This is a genomic window from Prosthecobacter debontii, assembly GCF_900167535.1.
Lineage (GTDB): Bacteria > Verrucomicrobiota > Verrucomicrobiia > Verrucomicrobiales > Verrucomicrobiaceae > Prosthecobacter > Prosthecobacter debontii.
The window spans coordinates 103,449-122,169 of sequence record NZ_FUYE01000001.1 but is presented as its reverse complement, the minus strand read 5'-3'; the positions used below and the strand labels follow the sequence as shown (position 1 = coordinate 122,169).

Genomic DNA, 18,721 nt, shown 5'->3' with positions numbered 1-18,721 from the left:
GGGGAAATCATGGGAGTCCTAAGGGGTTCCTTCGAGGGTGGCGACTGTGCTGACACGCCGGAGTTCAACACGACCCGTCAGGGTCAAATTGGAATTGATGAGTCCTTTGATCGTCTCAGTGTAAGTTCCGCGGAGAACATCACCGAGAGGTTGATTGGAATCGAAATCGATCTTCAAATCTCGATAGATGAAGGGACCGAAGGAATGGTCGTGATGATAAGGATGACGGAAGGGGTTGCTGCGATGGAACGGATCCAGATGCAACGAACCAGAAATCGTAGAGAGAGTGCCACTCGCCCCGAGGGTGCCAGCAAGATCCACGCTCAGAGCATAGACCTCCTTCAAAGAGGGTGGGCGGACGGTGCGAGACACCAAGAAGGCCGGAAGGCCGGCAGCTGTGAGCCCAGGATAAGCAGGATCACTGAGAATGGCAGCCTGGCTGGTCGCATCCATTTTGCGCGGCATGTCATACGCCACACTCTCCATCCTCACGCCCACGCGTTTGCCGTTACGTTCCTTGATCCCTTCAAAGAAAGGAATTCTGGCTGGATCAACGACGAGCACCGGCGTGGGGGCGACATCGGCGTCTGCCGTCTTGGTCTGCATCAAAGTCACTTGAGAAAGCAGACGTGCCGTCGTGCCATTGTAGTGAATGATAATGCGCGCGGGAGCTTTAACCGCCGCGGGTTTCACGGGAGCGCCGTTTTCGACAATGCTGGTCGCAGAATCAACGATGACCTCACCGATCCAAAGTCCCGTTCTTTCGCTTGCTGGACTAAGAGGTGTCGTGGACGCCGTATATTCTGAGTTATTGAGAGTCGCTGTGACGGGCAGGTAAAAGGAAGCGCCGGTGGCACTGGTCTTAACGCGATAGAGATTCAAGCGGCCAACACCACCCGTGGTCCAGTTACGCTGAGCACCAAGACTCAGAGTGCGTGTGGTTTGACTGGCAACGGTTTCTCCCAACGCGCTCGAACCAGCGGCCACGGATGTATCCACCTGATTGCCCCGCACGTAGCCGAAGCCGGTGGAGGATGGGTTAACCACAAAGAGAGCCAACGACCCCAAACCGGGAGTGACTGCCACAAGATCGAGTTCTGGCACAGCGCTTGTAGTTCCGAGGTTGGTGAAGACGATTTCTTTGAGATCGAGTTCCACAGGAGGAACACTAGGACCGACCTCGAGAGCATCTGAAGGACCACCAAAATCCAGTCGGCCTGAGCTGGAAAAATCAAAATCAACCGCCACTGGGCCCATATAATTCGAGGCGCCATTGCAGAAGACCCAATACGCTTGATTGGAAACCATCGTGTCACTCCCATTCACCAGTTGCCAATCACCATTGGTTTTCAGGCGGAAGATCTTGCTGACGGCATGCTTGGTTCCAGACGGACCGAAGAAATCATTAAAGGTGCGTGTTCCTTGCAAACCGAAGCCAATCAGATTGTAACGATCAGGCGTCCAAGTTGGGCGGAAGAAGCGCACCTTACCAGTGATCGGAATCGAAAAAGGCACCGTGCCTTGAGCCACTTTGATCAGATACGGTCGATTCCCAAAAACTAAGGTGAGGTCGCTCGTGCCAGGGGCATCGGTTTTATTCCATTGCTGCCAGCCATCCTGATTGAATGTGCCGATCGTTCCAGGATCTTCCGCGAAGAATTCAGCCGTGCTCGACAGGGGCTTAGGGGTGGCAATCATTTCGATCGCCGCGTTATTGAAGACCACCTCGGGGGCTTTCTGGTAACCGTCTGCCCCCGTCGGCTCAACCTCCAACCATATGGAGTTCCAACCTGGATTGAGCGTAACCGATTGAGTCACTTCTTGAGCCCAAGCAGGAACCGACAGAAGAATGCCTGCCGTCAGGACTGCAAGGGCAGACCAGAAGTTCGAGTTAGGGGAGCATTTCATGAGTGGAATTCTACAGATCACGGCAGCAAGAGTTGGACGCCAAGGCGCAGGAACCGTTTCGGTGGCGGATTCTGCGGGAGCGCATAAGGCAGAGCTCCCTTCAGATTACCCGAAATGTCAGTCGTGGTGATGACATCACTTTCGAACCAATTGACCTTATCCGCGGAAGACTCAAAGAAGAGGCGGACGTTGGTTACGGCAGGATCAGGATGAACCGTGAGGGTCAGGTAGCCGGGGGCGGTGGTGTCATAGCCGACCGTTGGCAAGCGGGGGTCGTTGGGCTGCAAGTAAACATTCGGATCAAGGCCCAATGCATACTTCAACAGATTCGAGACGTGGTCACCTGTAGGATTCGCGCCGGGTCCGGCGATGGAGGGATCTGCGGCATCATCACCGAAGTGATCAATCTGCCAAAGTGTGAACTCCGTCCCCACCGGAAGATGGGGTGTGGAGCTGATGGTGCGCCCCCCCACGCTCACCGCAATGGCACGGTAGTAGTAGATGATACCAGGGTCCAAACCGGTAACTTCGAGCGAAACAATCCCGCCTGGATCCGTGAGGACAGATGCTGCAGGCACCTTGATTACTGTCGGGGTGATTTGGCGAAGGAGCGAATTGCCGAGTTGGCCCACTGCTACATGTCTCGATTTCAGAAGTGCCAAGGCATAAGGCGTGTCAAACCGAGCTGAGGTGCCGAGGTTATCGACCGTGCCCTGAACACCGGTGCCTGCCCAAGTGGCCACGGTTCCATCCAGAGTGATCTTGTGGACGATGTGTGCCGCTTGGTCGGCCACAAAGATTTTTTCATAGGCATCGTCCACCACAATGCCAGCGGGAATACCAGTTCCTAAATCTGCCAAGATGGTGACTGCACCGATACTCGTAATCTTATAAACGACATGCTCAGCCGTGTCTGTGACATAGACAGAGCCATCTCCGCTGACGGTAATGCCCGTCGGTGTGGAAGCAGGATCTAAGATCGCTAGCGTGCTCACACTCCCATCTGAGGCCACCTTACGGATACGATGGTTGTCGCGATCAGCCACATAGAGGATGCCCGCTGCATCCATCGCCAATCCCACGGGATGATAAAAGCGAGCCGCGTCACGAACACCATCCGTAAAGCTCGCTTCGCCAGTGCCGGAATAAGTTGTCACGGTGCCGCCTGAGGAGATCGCCCGGATACGATGGTTCTTGCTATCGGCGACATAAATCGTGCCGTCACTTCCCAACGCAAGACCCATCGGTTCATTGAATTGAGCGGCCAGAGCAGGGCCGTTACCAAAACCCGCATCACCAGTGCCAGCAACAGTGCTGACCACTCCTTCGGGTGTCATTTTACGGATCCGATGATTGGCCGTATCCGCGATGTAAACATTTCCATCAGCATCGGCGACCAAGCCTTTAGGATTGTTAAATTGAGCGGCAACACCTGTACCATCGGCATAACCAGAAGTTGATCCAGCCGTCGTCGTCACCCGCACGCCTTCAAAATCCGGTCCGGGTGAAACCTCAAACTCAAAGGTGGTTTCCGCGCCATTCGGATCCACGTCAGCCACCAGCGTTGCACCCGTCGGCGTCAGAGTCAGGTTTTGGAGTTCAACGGAGTGAATGATCGGAGGATTGACCTTCTTACCCGTGATCGGGAACACAAAGCTGAGGCGTGTCGGATCGTCACAACTGACCACGACGTTGCCCGAATAAATGCCCGCAGATGCAGCCGTAATCGTCACGGAGAAGGTGCGAGATTCACCTGGAGGAATCACGGAAATCGTTCCGGTATAGGTGTATCCAGCAGGAACATCAATCGAGCTCACTGTCAGCGGCCAGCCACCATCATTGGAAATGGTGAATTGCCGAACCGTATCCGTGGCGATTGCCATGATACCAAAATCAATGGTGGTTGTCTGAGGCTGACTTAAGACGGGAGCACTCGTGGTCGCCCCGTCATAAACATTGATGGCAGGCTCGGTATAAGTGGTGAAGCTCTCGATCTCGCCTTGAATCACCCCGTCCAATCGGTTGTCGCCCACAGCTCGATAATAATAGGTCGTTCCAGGCGAGAGGACGAGTGTTGCCTTGCTCGCCGCTTGATCACCATGCGCAATCAAATCAGGGGTGACCGTGACCGTCGTCACAGGGATCGGAGAGATTTTCCTCACATCCTGATTGGAACCTTCTTCGGTGACGAACACATTGCCTGAACCATCCACACCAAGGGCCGTCGGTGACGAAAAGCGGGTAGCCTTCGCAGGAATCAAACCCGTTCCCGTCGTCGGAGAGTCAATCTTACCCTCAATGCCAGATCCGGCGATGGTTGTCACAGTACCATCCACAGCGATCCGACGAACGCGATGGTTGCCACGGTCAGCAACGAAAAGAACTCCGGCCGAATCCAACGTGATGCCACTGGGCGAAGAAAACCGTGAATAGGTGGTAGGATCGCTATCGGTATCGTCTGCAAAACCCGCCGTGCCATCACCAGCGATGCCCGTGACATCATAACCCGTGGTGATCTTGCAGATGCGATGATTGCCCGTGTCCGCCACGTAGAGCGTGCCATCAGGTGCAGCTGTCAGAGCGGTGGGGGATCTGAGTTGAGCGGCTACACCAGGGCCATCCGTGAGCCCCGCGACACCGGTGCCAGCAATGGTCACGACCGTATCTGTCCCGACACTGATCTTACGGATCCGATGGTTGCCTGTATCGGACACATAAACGTTACCCGCAGCATCCACAGCCACACCCGAAGGATAGAGGAAGCGGGCCGAAGCCGCCGCGCCATCAACGTAGCCTGCAATCCCGGAACCGGCGTAGGTAGTGACCGTTCCATTGATCAGGTCCACCTTGCGGACGCAATGGTTAAACTCATCCGCGACATACAGGATTTTGGTCGCTACGTCTGGGTTATAAAGCGCAACTGCCGTGGGGTTATCAAACTGAGCGGTGGTAAAATCACCGTTCACAAAGCCAGCGGCCCCCGAACCAATGCTAGGGCCGGATGGAGACTGATCGATCCGATGCAATTCACGGCGTGAATAGTAAGCATGACCGGTCGAATCGACCGCCAAACCGCGCGCACCACTGGCATTCGGAGAAGGGATGGCCGTGCTGACCTGCCACGCATCAAACAACAAAGGCTCCGTTGAATATTCAAAGGAAACCGTCATCGCACTTCCCTTCGGATCAATCGTAGCATTCAAGGTTGCTTCGTGGCTAAGCAGACCTGTGCGGATGATGTTGGTGGCCGCTTCAGTCACCACCTTCGTGGTGGGCACGGTGAAGGAAAGAATATCCGTCGCGACAGCGGTGCCATAATCATTGATGGCGACTGCCCGAAAATAATAGACGGTGCCAGGCAAAGTGTTGGTCGGATAAGAAAGCACGTATGAGACATCCTCATCGGCACTGCCACTGCCTGGAAGAGGCGAGCCAGAAGCTTCCAATGGGGCTAGGAAATCTTCATCGGTGGTGTATTGAAACTTCACCTGAGTGACGGGCAGACCTCGTGGGTTAACCTTCGCATTCAGCGTCGCTTCTCCAGCATTCACAGGATTAGCAGCCGCCGTGACCACTCCAGGCACGACGGTCGTGATGTATTTGTTCAGGCCCTCGTTTTGAGCCGTCCAGTCGCCTGCTCTCCAGCGGAAATAATAGGTGCCCGGAGGGATTCCAAGAGCCGCGGGATTGATGGTCGCTTTGACTTCAGGAACAGTGGGATTTCCCACCGCAGCCACAGCCACCGTCGCAGTGATCTTACGCAGGCAATGGTTCTCACTATCCGCGAGAATAATATCGCCGGTATCCGCGACCACCAAACCAGCAGGGAAATTAAACTCGGCCAATTCGGCCCGATCATTGGTAAACCCCTCGACACCACTGCCAGCAACCGATGTCACCTCATCAGGACCACCAGCTGGCGACACCCGACGGACTTTGTGATTGTTTTCATCCGACACATACAAGGTGTCAAAAGCGTCGATCGCGAGGGCGACAGGGCCATTGAATGTCGCAGCCAAGAGTGTGCCATCGGCGGAACCTGCAGATCCTGAGCCTGCGTAGGTGCTCACAATACCACCAGGAGTGACCTTACGAATTCGATGGTTCAAACGGTCAGCCACAAAAAGATTGCCTGCACTGTCCAGAACCACGCCATAAGGAGAATTAAAGCGAGCCTCGGAGGCCGCTGCACCGTCAGCAAAAGCACCACCCGAACCCGTCCCTGCATACGTGGTCACACTGCCGCCCGAGGTTACCTTGCGAATGCGGTGGTTACCAGCATCGGCCACAAATATGCTACCATCCGCCGCGACCACCAAGCCCTGAGGTGAACTGAAGCGCGCTGCAGAGCCACTGCCATCAAAGAACCCTGAGGAGTTCGTGCCGGCCAGGGTCGTGACCATCCAAGCACCACCTTCAACTGCTGGGCGGATCAATTTACGGATACAGGTGTTGTTGGTATCCGAGACATAAACATTGTCATCCGGCCCCACCGCCACGCCGCAAGGAAAGGCAAATCTGGAGACACTCCCGAGACCATCGACAAAACCATAGATCGATGAACCCGCGATGGTGCTCACGACACCCGAAGGACTCACCATGCGAATGCAATTGTTACCACTGTCCGCGATGAAAAGATTGCCCGAGGCATCCTTAGCCACAGCGGCCGGATTGCTGAACTTAGCCAAGGCGGCGGCGCCATCCGCCAATCCAGATGTCTCTGGGACGCCCGCTTTCGTGGTCACTTCCAGACCGAAGTTTGCGTCCGTGGACATCTCGAAAAAGCCCGTGCCATGCCCCGGAGGCACAGTTGCCGTAATATCAAAGACTCCCTGGCCATCCGGTGGGCCAAAGGCGGAGGGTGCAGCACTGGCCTCAGGCTGTGGAAGACACGCCACAATGCAGAGGATCATCCAAGCTCCCGCTTGCTTGCGGAAGGAGAGCATCAGGCTGCCAATGGCCATAGCACACGAGGCGGATGAGGTCATCATGAGTAATTTTCGGGAGAGATTGGTTGCTGGCCTCAGAACATCCTGTGAAACTCCGGCCCAGCTTGAAGTGAAGGCTGATGAGACATTCCCACCAGCCCATGGTCCGCATTTACTGTGTGATCGTTACTTGACCCGACAAAATCGGGCTGGTTTTAGGCTTCTCAGATCCCGTTGGAATTTGAGGAAGGAGGAAGAAACCACAGGCCTTGTCCGTGCTGTTTGGAGCCCTGATGATCATACCTTCATACTTCACATTTCTCACCAGGAGGCCATCGATCAGTCTGAAACTACCCCTGATCATGCCGTTGGTTGCGGTAGGCGCAGCACTGAAAGGAATCACCAAGCTGGTTCGTCCGGGGTTGTCCACACCTCCTGCAAGTGGCATCACAACCTTACCCGCATTCGTGAAGGTGAAAGCTGCCACACTTGGGTCGATTGCCGCGCTAGACAACCCTCCGCCGAAAAACTTCAATGCCGCAGATCCTGCCGGATTAGGCATTCCTGTAAGCCCCCAGAAGTTAGAATCACGTGCGAGATATTTGCCATAGACATCCATGGAGAATGGCCCAAATCCCGCGGGATAGATGCGAGTCTTCGTCGGCGGTTTCAGCCACGTCAAGATACCCGTGATCACGTTATCGTAGTACAATCCGTTCTCGTCCTCAACGATGGTAAGTCGACCAGCCAACGAACCTAGCTTCCCGTAGAGAACTTGATACAAAAGCGCTTCACCGTTAGGCCCGATAAAACCAGCGGTCGTGACAGCGTTACCATCTGCTGTCTTACCAGTGATTTTCAGTTTACCGTCAAGTCCAACCACACATCTGGCAAAGCCACTGCCCTCAGGCATTCCAGGGGTCGCTGTGTTGTCGTCAATTTCGATGCCCATGCTGTAATAGCCCTCACGCGTGCTCGCTGGCTTCGTCGCCTTGTTCCAAACATGCCTCCAACCTGCAATCGACGCACTCGAACCGTTGCTCAAGTTGGTAACTGTGCCTGTCAGCAAATCATTGGCGACATCGAACATCAACTCGACCTCAACTCCTTTTGAAATGGCCTCAATTTTCGGAGTCTGATTGCGGACCACGGTCATCGCTCCCGAAAAGGTGGAGACTTTGCCACCTTGCGTGAGTTTGATGGTGTATCCACCGACTTTCGTTGTCGTGAGATCGATGCGTCCACCCAGATTACCGTTCATACTAATGTTGTGAGCCACACTACCCAGGAAGGTACCAACGACGCCCTCAGGAAGCGCACCGACCTGTAACCCTGCGGTGAGAATCGGGCCGGTCCCTGCTTCATTGGACGCAGTAATTTTCACCGAAAACTGACCTGCGATTTTTGGGCGGCCCCTGATCTCCCCTGTAACAGCATTTAACTTGAGGCCCGAAGGCAGGCCCTTAGCGCTGAATTTTTTGGCATAGTTCGATGCCGTGAGCTGATAATAGAATTCTTCTCCGACATCGACTGGATCAAAGGAGGGAGTGTTCACTTCTGGAACCGCCAGAAGACCTAGCACATTCAACGTGAATGTTTGAGTGGCTGTGGCATCATTCTGATCTTTGACTTCTAAAGTGAAGCTGGAGGTTCCTGTTGCTCCAGGAGTGAAGCTCAGAACCCCGAGCGAGCTCAGATTCATACCATCAGGCAGTGCACCTGACTTCAAAGACCACGTATAAGCGCCCTTACCTCCTCGCGCGATGAGAGCTTGAGAAAACGGCACATTCAAGAAGGCGTTGTTGAGGGTCGCATTTGAAACGATTTCAACAGCCCTAACGTTAAGCCGGAAAGTCTGCTCGACTTTAAGACCACCGGCATCAGCGCATTCAATAGTGAACTCATTCACGCCTGCGGCAGTCGGCGTACCCGTCAAAAGTCCATCTTCATCCAAAGTCATGCCGTTTGGCAAGGTGCCATCGATCAATGTCCATTCATAAGGTCCTGTGCCCCCCTTGGAGATCAACTGAACGGAGTAAAAGGCGTCCAAACCTGCGTCAGACAGCTCAGAGTTGGTCGTGATCACGAGTGGCGTGCTCGCGATCACAATCGTGATGGATCTACTGACGGGGCTTGATACACCATCCACGGCTTGGAGAATGAAGTCATAAATACCTGCGAAAGTCGGCAAGCCATAAATCTCCCCGTCAATGTTCATCGAGAGGCCATTTGGCAACTTTCCACCGATTAGGTACCATTTATATTCGAGAGACCCCTCTACAGCCGTAAGCTTTTGGTCGTATCTAACTCCAACAGAACCACCCGCGATCATTGACGGGGTGACCACGTCCAAGGGTTGATCCAATGCAGAAAGGCCGAAGTTAGAAATCCCTGTCGTGGGCGAGGTTCCATTGGGATACTTCCCAACGACAAGGCGAGCACCGGAGGCTAAAGGTCCGCCTGCACCGATTGTTAGATCGTTGATGTCGATCGTCGTAGAGACTGGATAAGCGGCTTCCGTGGGAAACCGCCAGGAATTTCCGGGCTTGTCTGCCATTCCATCGGGATTACTCGTCGTGTCGGCAATATTCCAATAGAGGATGGCCTGCTCAGTTGCCGCACCTACAGTCGCCGCATTCAGCACCCAGATGTACATCTGCTTGCCTGCCAAATTAAGGCCCGTCTCACTGGTATCGACGATATTCACAGCAGCAAAGTGGCCAGCCACGGCAGGGTCAAAACCTGCGCCAATGGTCGTGCGACCTGCTTCCACAAATCGGCTATCCAATTCCAAAGGTGTCTTTTTGAGCGCTTGGATCTGTGAATCTGTCAGTTGCTGACCGCTGGTCGGATCACGAAACCACCCGAGACGCACTAGCGAACCCACGGGCAAAGCGTCAAGGTTTTCCAGGCTGAAGCCGTGATTGACACTAGCGGACCAATTGATTGTCGCCGCAGGAGCGGTGGACGCGAACGAAGCCGCAATGATGAAAAGAAGAGTCCTGAATTTCATAATCAGATTGCTGCTTAGTGTTGTGGCATGACCCAGGTAAATCCGGCTGGATTCTTGCGACGTAAGATAACTGCACTCCCTGGCAAGATGGTCGCACCGCTGGCATCCACAGATTGCTCTCCCGCCTTTCTCCAACCCGTGCCCCCGATGCCTGCATTTTGATAATAATAGGTCTCGTAACGAGTCCCATTCCACAGCAGCACTTGATCAGCCGAGGAAACATTGCCTCCAGCGATCCCCGTAACCGCATTTCCGTTATACAAGCCGGAACTCGCAAGAGTCATTGCCACAGAGTAAGGGTTCGGCACAAAATTGAATCCAGGCACGATGTCCAAGGAGCTCGGGCCTGTCTTCACCCAGCCGCTGAGCACGAGAGAAACACTTGCGCCGCCGACACGCTTGATGATGACGTTTTGATCGGGGCGGATGACCGTGTTGCTGGCATCCAAGGATTGATTCCCCACTTTTCGCCAACCTGCGCCTCCAATACCGGCCGTCTGATAATAGTAGCTATCGTAACCCGTTCCGTTCCACAATTGGACGTGGTCTGCAGAAACCACGGATCCGCCCTGCAAACCTGCTGTATTAGTGCTGCCAAAAATGGTTGCCAAAGTCCAATGACTGATAATTCGAAACTCCACTGGCGATCCTAGCCCTGCTGGTAAACCAGATTCTAACGTAATCGTATTAGACGTAGTTCTGATGATCGTTCGGGTGGCCCCTACCCCGGCGGCTGTTTTTGAACCATTGACGCTGACAATCTCAACATAGTGAGATCCACTGTCACCGTTGAATTCATCATCTGTCCAAGCCGCAGAGGCGTCTGTAATCGTGTTGCTTGCCAAGGCCGACGCGACTCCTGAATATTTCGCTGTTTGCAAAAATTCAGTTCCCGCGAAAGTCAGCTTAGATTCAGCACCTCCCGTTCCTGTGACCGTGACTGTGTCGAACCCCGCGATTTCGCTATAAACAGTCAATTGAGCTATAGCCACCATAGGCGAAAACAAAGCCAGTAGGAGGCAAGAGGCAGTAGTATTCATGTTCGGGAGAAGTGAGAAGAGACTGATGTTTCGGCCAAGAAACAGAAGACAGACCCTCGAAGAGAATCTCTAGCCGCAACTTTTATTCCTTCGCACTTTGTGATGCAACGAAATAAAATAAAAAAATGCTTATTGCAGATTCAAGCAAACTAAATAGGTCCTCCAGCTTCAGACATAATTTTTTTTCTTATTTCTTGTCAGCCCACACGAAGCAAAAACGTTGATTTACTTTTAATTTGGGGATCAGCATTTGAAATTTCGTTCCTTTTTCATTTTGGGACCCCTTCCATTATCGGATTGTCAGGTTTCAAATTTCACCTCTCCCCCCTTTTGATCATTGCTCCAACTGCCCTCAGGATATGCCGTGCCTATGTGAAGGGAACTCTGGCGCAACAATAAAGCAACGGCGTATCCACCGGCTGGTGTCGATAGGCAATACACAACCAAGAGGTAACCCTGATCTCGCAAAGATCGATTAAAACAACCTAACCCAGAAACCGCTGACGCCACTCAGGCTTGGGCAGCATGCACTGTTCATGACGACCGAACCACTGATACCGGTGGCTGGCGATGAATCGGTAAACAGGATCGCGTAAGAAGTGAGGGATCAGGCGAAGAAGGCCAGCGAGTGACCAAGGCCAATCCAACAGTCGCGCAATCTCCAGCGCTGCGTCGCTCTCTTGGAGGACTCCGTCGGGAGTGATGAGGAGCATGCTCTGGGGCGTATCGGGATCAAGACCATGCTCACGATAGAGGCGGCTGCCTAGCTCAGACTGAATGGAGGCAAAATGAATTTTGTCCTGCTGATCATGCCGGAGGATGAACTGAACAGCTCCATCGCATAGATGACAGACGCCATCAAAAAGAAGGAGATGGGACCACGAGGTGGAGGACATGAGGGCGACGAAATTCAAGAGATGCCAGCGGAACCTGAGGAAGGTCCGCCTCTAGCTGCACGTATGCTGAGAAATCCTGATTCGTCATGAAACATGCTTGTGCTCTTATGCTTTTCTTTTTGGGAATGAGTTTTGATCGGGCCTCTGCCGCTGCGGAGAACGTTCCAAAGCTCCGGGGGCTCAGCCGCACTCACTTACTCGAGTATCGCGGGGCGGATGGAATTCTAAAGCAGGCAACCTCAGCTAAGGAATGGGAACACCGGCGTCGCGAGGCCATTCGCGCTTTTGAATCCGTCGCAGGTCAACTTCCGGGCGAGAATCAGCGTGGTGCGCTCAATGTGGAGGTCATTGAAGAAGTGGACTGTGGCCGCTACATCAGGAGACTGATCCGCTATCAGTCCAGCCCCAGCGGCTGGGTGCCTGCTTACCTGTGCCTTCCCAAAGCCGCTCTCCAAGGCATCCCCGCCCCCGCAGTGCTATGTCTGCACCCCACTGAAAATGTCATTGGCCACCGAGTGGTCGTGGGTCTGGGTGGGAAACCCCACCGTCAGTATGCGTCAGAGTTAGCTGAGCGCGGATTTGTCACCCTGGCCCCCAGTTACCCTCTGCTGGCGGAGTATCAGCCCGATCTGAAAGCACTCGGATTCATCAGTGGCACGATGAAAGCCATCTGGGATAACATGCGTGGGCTGGATCTGCTGGAGAGTCTGCCTCATGTGAAAAAAGAAGTCGGATTTGGCACCATCGGCCACTCGCTCGGCGGGCATAACAGCATCTTTACGGCAGTGATGGATAGTCGGCTCAAGGTGGTTGTGTCCAGTTGCGGTTTTGATTCCCTGCTCGACTACAAAGAAGGCAATCTCAAGGGGTGGGTACAGGAACGCTACATGCCGAAAATGGGCGATTATCTGGGACGCCCGCAGGAACTACCTTTCGACTTTTACGAACTGGTCGCCTGCCTGGCGCCACGGCGCTTTTTTGTGAATGCACCTCTGCATGATAGCAATTTCAAGTGGGACAGCGTGGACCGAGTCACTGAGGCCGCGCGTGCCGTTTACTCCCTGTTCGGGCGCAGCTTGGAAGAACATGTCACGGTGCGACACCCCGATGCAGAGCATGATTTTCCAGACTCGGAGCGCTATGAGGCTTACTCGATTATCGAATCCGTTCTAGGCAAACCGGGAACCTGAGACATCGAAAGTCAGGAAGATTGGACGCGGTTTTGCTGTTCTAGAGAATGGCTGTCCAGTAAAATCCACCCTTGCTCCGCCATGAAACTACTGCCCGCTTTCTTCGCCCTCGGCCTACTCGGCTGGGGTTTGGCAGCGGATGAAGCGGCGGTTTCACCCACCAACTTCGGGATTCAAGACGGCTCGGTGCCTGAAGACCCTCGTGAGGCAGGTCGCGGAGGTCAGTTCATGGATTTCCCGACATGGCCCGTCAGCAAGGAGTTGCCTAACGATGTCTTTGTTTTCGCTAGGCTGCGCTACAATTCGGAAAGTTGGGGTTGGGGTCGGCGAAGAGGTGGCAAGTGGACCACCGATTACCCGGATGCGGATCTGAACTTCAGCTATCGCCTCCAGCAACTCACCTCGCTGCAGGTCAGCCCCAAAGGTGCCGTTGTGGACATCAATGCCGAGCAAATGCGGCATTATCCTTTCATCTACATGATTGAGCCAGGGCACATCAGCCTCACAGACGATGATGCCAAAACCATGCGTGAGTACATGCTGAACGGAGGATTCATCATGGTGGACGATTTTTGGGGGGAAGAAGAGTGGGACACGTTTTACCTCGCCCTGAAGCAAATTTTCCCAGATCGAGAACCCATTGAGCTCCCTTTGGAGCATGAGATTTTCCACATGGTCTTCCCGCTCAAGGTCAAACCTCAAATCCCCAGCGTCGGCTTTGCCATGGCAGGGCGTTCTCAAGGAATTACCGCCGAGCGGCCAGATGCACAGACTGCTCACTATCGGGCCATTTTCGATGATCAAAAACGCATCGTCATGATGATCTGCCATAACACGGATCTGGGTGATGGCTGGGAGGAGGAAGGCACCGACCCCTGGTATTTCCGCGAGTTCTCCGAGAAGTATGCTTACCCACTCGGCATCAACATCATCTTCTACGCTCTGACCCATTAGAGCTGGAGTCGAAGAAGACCAAGAAAACGCGCATCAGGCCGGTTCTTCAGGCCGAAGCAAGAAAAACCCCGCTCTCCTGGCGACCAGAAAAGCGGGGTTTTAGATTTTACGATGCGAAGGGATGACCTCGATCAGTCATTCTTCACCAGTGGAGGCTGGGGCTGCCCCGCCGAATCTTCCTCGGCTTCAGCGGGCACTTGCACAGGCTCGGCTTTGCTGGTGACCTTGACAAAGAGCGGCTCGAAAGAGGCCCAGTTTTCCAAGATGTCCTTGGCACGCAGGCTTTCGGTCTTCTCGAGGTGATCACTGATCAACTTCTTGAGCTGATTGATGTCTTCAGGGTCGCTGAGCTTTTCACCTTTGATCATCTCGGGGTTGTGCAGCTTATCGAAGTCGCCTGCCTCATCCAAGAGGTAAGCCACGCCGCCACTCATACCGGCGCCGAGGTTTTTGCCAAAGGACCCGAGCACGGCCACGACGCCACCAGTCATGTATTCACAACCGTGGTCGCCAATGCCCTCGACGACGGCCGTCGCTCCTGAGTTACGCACACAGAAGCGCTCACCCGCACGACCTGCCGCGAACAGGCGTCCGCTGGTAGCTCCATACATCACCGTGTTGCCCATGATGCTGTTTTCCCAGCTCTTGCAGGCGGGGTTCAGTCTCGGGCTTGGTTTGAGGATGATCTCACCCCCGCAAAGGCCCTTACCGACGTAGTCGTTGCCTTCACCGATGAGAGTCAGCTTCACGCCGCCGCAGAGGAAGGTGCCAAAGCTCTGGCCAGCACTACCCTCACAGGTGACGTCCACGCTGCCATCAGGCAGACCATGATTACCGTGATGGAAGGCAATCTCACCGCTGAGCTTGGTGCCGATGTTACGGAAGGTGTTTTTGATCTTGTAGCGGACCGGCTTGACCTTGCGCTTATCGCTGATGGCGAATTGAGCATCCTGAATGAGGCGGTCATCCAGCGGGTGCTGGTCGAGACCGTCATTCTGGTTCATCAGACAGATCCTTGGTGCGTCTTGACCGAGATCCTTACCCACGTCCTTCAGCACGCGACTGAGGTTGATCATGTTCGCTTTCTTGTGGCCTGGAACCTCGCGCTGACGCAGGAACTCAGGGCGTCCAATCAGGTCATTCATTTTGGACACGCCAAGCTGAGCCATGATCTCACGCACTTCTTGGGCAACCCCATTGAAGAAGTTCACGACATGCTCAGGCTTGCCTTTGAACTTGGAGCGGAACTTCGGATCGGTCGTCGCAACGCCGACCGGGCAGTTGTTCAAGTGGCACTGACGCACATACACACAACCCAGAGCGATCAGGGCGATGGTGCCGAAGTTAAACTCCTCAGCACCGAGCATCGCGGCGATGGCGATGTCACGTCCATTGCGCAAACCACCGTCCGTGCGCAGCGTCACGCGCTCACGCAGACCATTGAGCATAAGCACCTGCTGGGTCTCGGCCAAACCGAGCTCCCAAGGCAGGCCAGCATGCTTGATGGAGCTCAGCGGGCTAGCACCAGTGCCACCATCATGTCCGGAGACCAGGATGATGTCCGCATTGGCCTTAGCCACACCAGCGGCCACCGTGCCGACGCCTGACTCTGCAACGAGCTTCACACAAACGCGAGCACGAGGGTTCGCTTCCTTCAAGTCATGAATGAGCTGAGCCAAGTCCTCGATGGAGTAAATATCGTGGTGCGGAGGCGGGCTGATGAGCATGACGCCAGGGGTGGTGTTACGCAGACGAGCGATCATGCGGTTCACCTTCATGGCTGGCAGCTGACCACCTTCACCCGGCTTGGCTCCCTGAGCCATTTTGATTTCCAGCTCCCACGCATTGGCCAGGTATTCAGCCGTGACGCCGAAACGTCCGGAGGCCACCTGCTTGATCTTGGAGTTCGCCCAGTCGCCGTTCTCATACGGCTTAAAGCGCTTTGGATCTTCACCGCCTTCGCCAGAGTCCGACTTACCGCCGATACGGTTCATGGCGATGGCCAGAGCTTCGTGAGCCTCAGGGCTGATGGCCCCCAGAGACATGGCTGCCGTCGTGAAACGGACGCGGATGTCTTCGATCGGCTCGACTTCATCAATCGGAATCGGACCATCACCGCTCGGCACAAAGTCCAGCAGGTCCTTCAATGCCACAGGGCTGTTCTGCAACTGAGCCTCGACATACTTGCTGTAGTCTTCGGGGCTGCCGCTCTTCACGAACGTGTGGAAGTTCTTGATCACCGGACCGGTGACGGCGTGCATCTCACCTTTCTGACGTGGGCGGTAGTAACCAGGGTCACCGAGGTCCACATTGCTCGCGGCTTCTTCCTGCGTTGGCACAGGCTGGGCAAAACCGAGTGCGTGGCGGGCCAGGGCTTCTTCAGCGATTTCGGTGAATCCGATCCCCTCAATCTGGCTGGGCGTGCCAGTGAAGGCATAGGTCATGACATCACTGCCGATACCGACAGCTTCAAAGATCTGCGCACCCGTGTAGCTGCTGAGGACGGAAATCCCCATCTTGCTCATGATCTTCAGCACACCCTTTTCCAGAGATTTGCGGAAGTTGGTCAGAGCCTTGCCATATTCCACCCCTTCAAGCACGGGCTTGCGAGCCGTCTTGTCATTCTCCAGCACTTCCTGGATGGTATCGAAGGTCAGGTAAGGGCAAACGGCGCTGGCACCAAAGCCGAACAAGCAAGCCATCTGGTGAGTATCCCGGGCTTCACCGGTATCCACCACGAGGCTCAAACGCATGCGCACCTGCTTCCGATTTAGGTGATGGTGCACCGCACCAGTCGCCAACAGAGCCGGGATGATCGCACGACCTTCGTCCACCGCACGGTCGCTGAGGATCAGGATGCGAACTTCATCATTCACGGCCGCCTCAGCCTCATAGCAAAGGCGATCCAGGGCCTTCTTCATCCCAGCAGGGCCTTCAGCGATCGGCCAAGTGGTATCCAGAACGCGATGGGGGAAGTTAGGCAGAGCTTTGATGTCAGACAGCTCATTCTCAAACAAGAACGGCGAGGTCAGATGCACCACACTGGCGTGCTCAGGCGTTTCGCCTAACCAGTTTCGCTGCCAGCCGAGCACTACGTCCAGGCTCATCACGGCACGCTCACGGATCGGGTCGATCGGTGGGTTAGTCACCTGGGCGAAGAGCTGCTTGAAGTAGGTCGTCAACAGGCGCGGGCGAGTGCTCAAGATGGAGAGAGATGCATCGTCCCCCATGGAGTAGATGCCTTCCTCACCTTTCTGCAGCATGGGCACGAGCGAGAAATCGATCTCTTCCTTCGTCCAACCATAAGCAGCCTGACGCTGAGACAGTGAAAGGATGTCCAGTTCTTCCTTGGGAGTCTGGGGAGACTGTGCCGTCAGATTCTTCCGGCTGCTCAGCCATTCGCCATAGGGTTGGCGGCTAGCCAGGGCCGTTTTGATCTCTTCATTGAAGCGGACTTTGCCCTTCAAGATATCAACCTCCAGCATTTCACCTGGAGCCAGACGGCCTTTCTTGAGCACTTTTGCGTCATCAATAGCGATGATGCCCACTTCAGATCCGAGGGCAAAGACACCATCTTCGGTCAACTTCCAGCGGCTTGGGCGCAGACCGTTACGGTCCAGGCTGGCCACCACGCTAAGGCCGTTGGTCAAAACCATGGCGGCAGGACCATCCCAAGGCTCGCTAAAGCACTCGTGATACTCGTAGAAAGCCTTCAGGTCAGCAGAGGTTGTCGGATCGATGCCATAAGCGCTCGGCACCAGCATACCCATGGCATGAGTGAGGGAGCGACCACTGAGCACCAAAAGTTCCAGGGCTTGGTCGAGGCTGGCGGAGTCCGAGCTGTTGGCATCCACCAGATCTTTCAGCAGCCACTCTTCACCGTCCCACACTTCGTGCTCGAAGTCGCTGGCGCGGCTGGAGAGCCAGTTACGGTTGCCACGCACGGTGTTGATTTCCCCGTTGTGCGCCAGCATGCGGAAAGGATGGCTCAGCGCCCAGGTCGGGAAGGTATTCGTGGAGAAACGCTGGTGGAAGAGCGCCAGAGAGGTCTCATAATCATCGCTCTGGAGGTCCGTGTAAAACTTCTCCAAGGAGGAAGGCAACAGCAGCGCCTTGTAAACGATCGTCCGGTGCGACATCGAGGCGATGTAGAACTCTGCCAGCTTCGCTTCCTTCGCCTTGATACGCAGCTCACGACGCACAAGGTAGAGCTGACGCTCGAAGGAGTTGTCATCCATGCCTTCAGGACGCTCCATGAAGAGGTGCTGGATGAAGGGCATGGTGCGGCGGGCTTTTTCCCCCAGCTCATTCGGGTTCACCGGCACATCGCGCCAGCCGAGGACTTTGATGTCGCGGTTACGCAGGATACCCTCAGCCACGAGCTGGATCTTCAGACGCTGGGTCTCATCGTTCGGCAGGAAAAACACGCCCACGGCCAGATCCATCTCATGCTCCAGCTTGTGACCCATTTTTTCCACTTCGGGCATCAGCACTTTGTGGGGGATCTGGGTCAGCACGCCTGCGCCGTCACCTGTCACGCGGTCAGCGTCCACAGCTCCACGGTGCTGCACGTTGCAGACGCCGCAGATGGCCATCTCTAAAATGTCACGACTACGTTTACCATGAATATTCGCCACAAAGCCGACGCCACACGCGTCGCGTTCCAAATCCATGCGGTGGAGCGAGCCTTCATTGGGGATATCCTGGTCGTAGAATGGGTGTTTCATGGGGCAGAAAACCCCTCCACCAGACGACAACCGCCTGGTCGGAGGGGCGGGTAGTTTGTACCTTC

At 54.9% G+C, this 18,721-nt stretch carries 8 protein-coding genes; 2 read left to right on the top strand and 6 right to left on the bottom strand.

Annotation, left to right across the window (positions count from 1 at the left end):
* Positions 1–18: 18 nt before the first annotated feature.
* The 5 genes from B5D61_RS00525 to B5D61_RS00505 all read right to left on the bottom strand — a co-directional run bounded on the left by B5D61_RS00525 (position 19) and on the right by B5D61_RS00505 (position 11,785).
* Complete coding sequence (locus B5D61_RS00525; protein ID WP_078811347.1) at positions 19–1,908, bottom strand: hypothetical protein; 1,890 nt, start codon at positions 1,906–1,908, stop codon at positions 19–21.
* 17 nt (positions 1,909–1,925) lie between these two features.
* Entirely contained in the window at positions 1,926–6,899 is a 4,974-nt protein-coding gene (locus B5D61_RS00520) for a choice-of-anchor D domain-containing protein (protein WP_078811346.1), read from the bottom strand.
* A gap of 109 nt (positions 6,900–7,008) precedes the next feature.
* Positions 7,009–9,543, bottom strand: coding sequence for an Ig domain-containing protein (locus B5D61_RS00515; protein ID WP_176159147.1), 2,535 nt, complete (start codon positions 9,541–9,543; stop codon positions 7,009–7,011).
* Between the two features lie 320 nt (positions 9,544–9,863).
* Complete coding sequence (locus B5D61_RS00510) at positions 9,864–10,889, bottom strand: TIGR02597 family protein (protein ID WP_078811344.1); 1,026 nt, start codon at positions 10,887–10,889, stop codon at positions 9,864–9,866.
* 485 nt (positions 10,890–11,374) lie between these two features.
* Complete coding sequence (locus B5D61_RS00505; protein WP_078811343.1) at positions 11,375–11,785, bottom strand: thiol-disulfide oxidoreductase DCC family protein; 411 nt, start codon at positions 11,783–11,785, stop codon at positions 11,375–11,377.
* A gap of 86 nt (positions 11,786–11,871) precedes the next feature.
* Between B5D61_RS00505 and B5D61_RS00500 the strand changes: the two genes are divergently transcribed.
* Together B5D61_RS00500 and B5D61_RS00495 are read left to right on the top strand one after the other, a co-directional pair.
* A complete protein-coding gene (locus B5D61_RS00500; RefSeq protein ID WP_245846412.1) occupies positions 11,872–12,975 on the top strand; it encodes a dienelactone hydrolase family protein in 1,104 nt (367 codons plus the stop codon).
* Between the two features lie 81 nt (positions 12,976–13,056).
* The gene (locus B5D61_RS00495) at positions 13,057–13,929 is read left to right on the top strand and encodes a DUF4159 domain-containing protein (RefSeq protein WP_078811341.1); all 873 of its coding nucleotides are present in this window, start codon (positions 13,057–13,059) and stop codon (positions 13,927–13,929) included.
* Positions 13,930–14,060: 131 nt separating this feature from the next.
* On the opposite strand, the gene gltB is transcribed toward B5D61_RS00495, so the two are convergent.
* Positions 14,061–18,656: a glutamate synthase large subunit gene (gene gltB / locus B5D61_RS00490; protein ID WP_078811340.1), complete on the bottom strand. Its 4,596-nt coding sequence runs from the start codon at positions 18,654–18,656 to the stop codon at positions 14,061–14,063.
* Positions 18,657–18,721 lie beyond the last annotated feature (65 nt).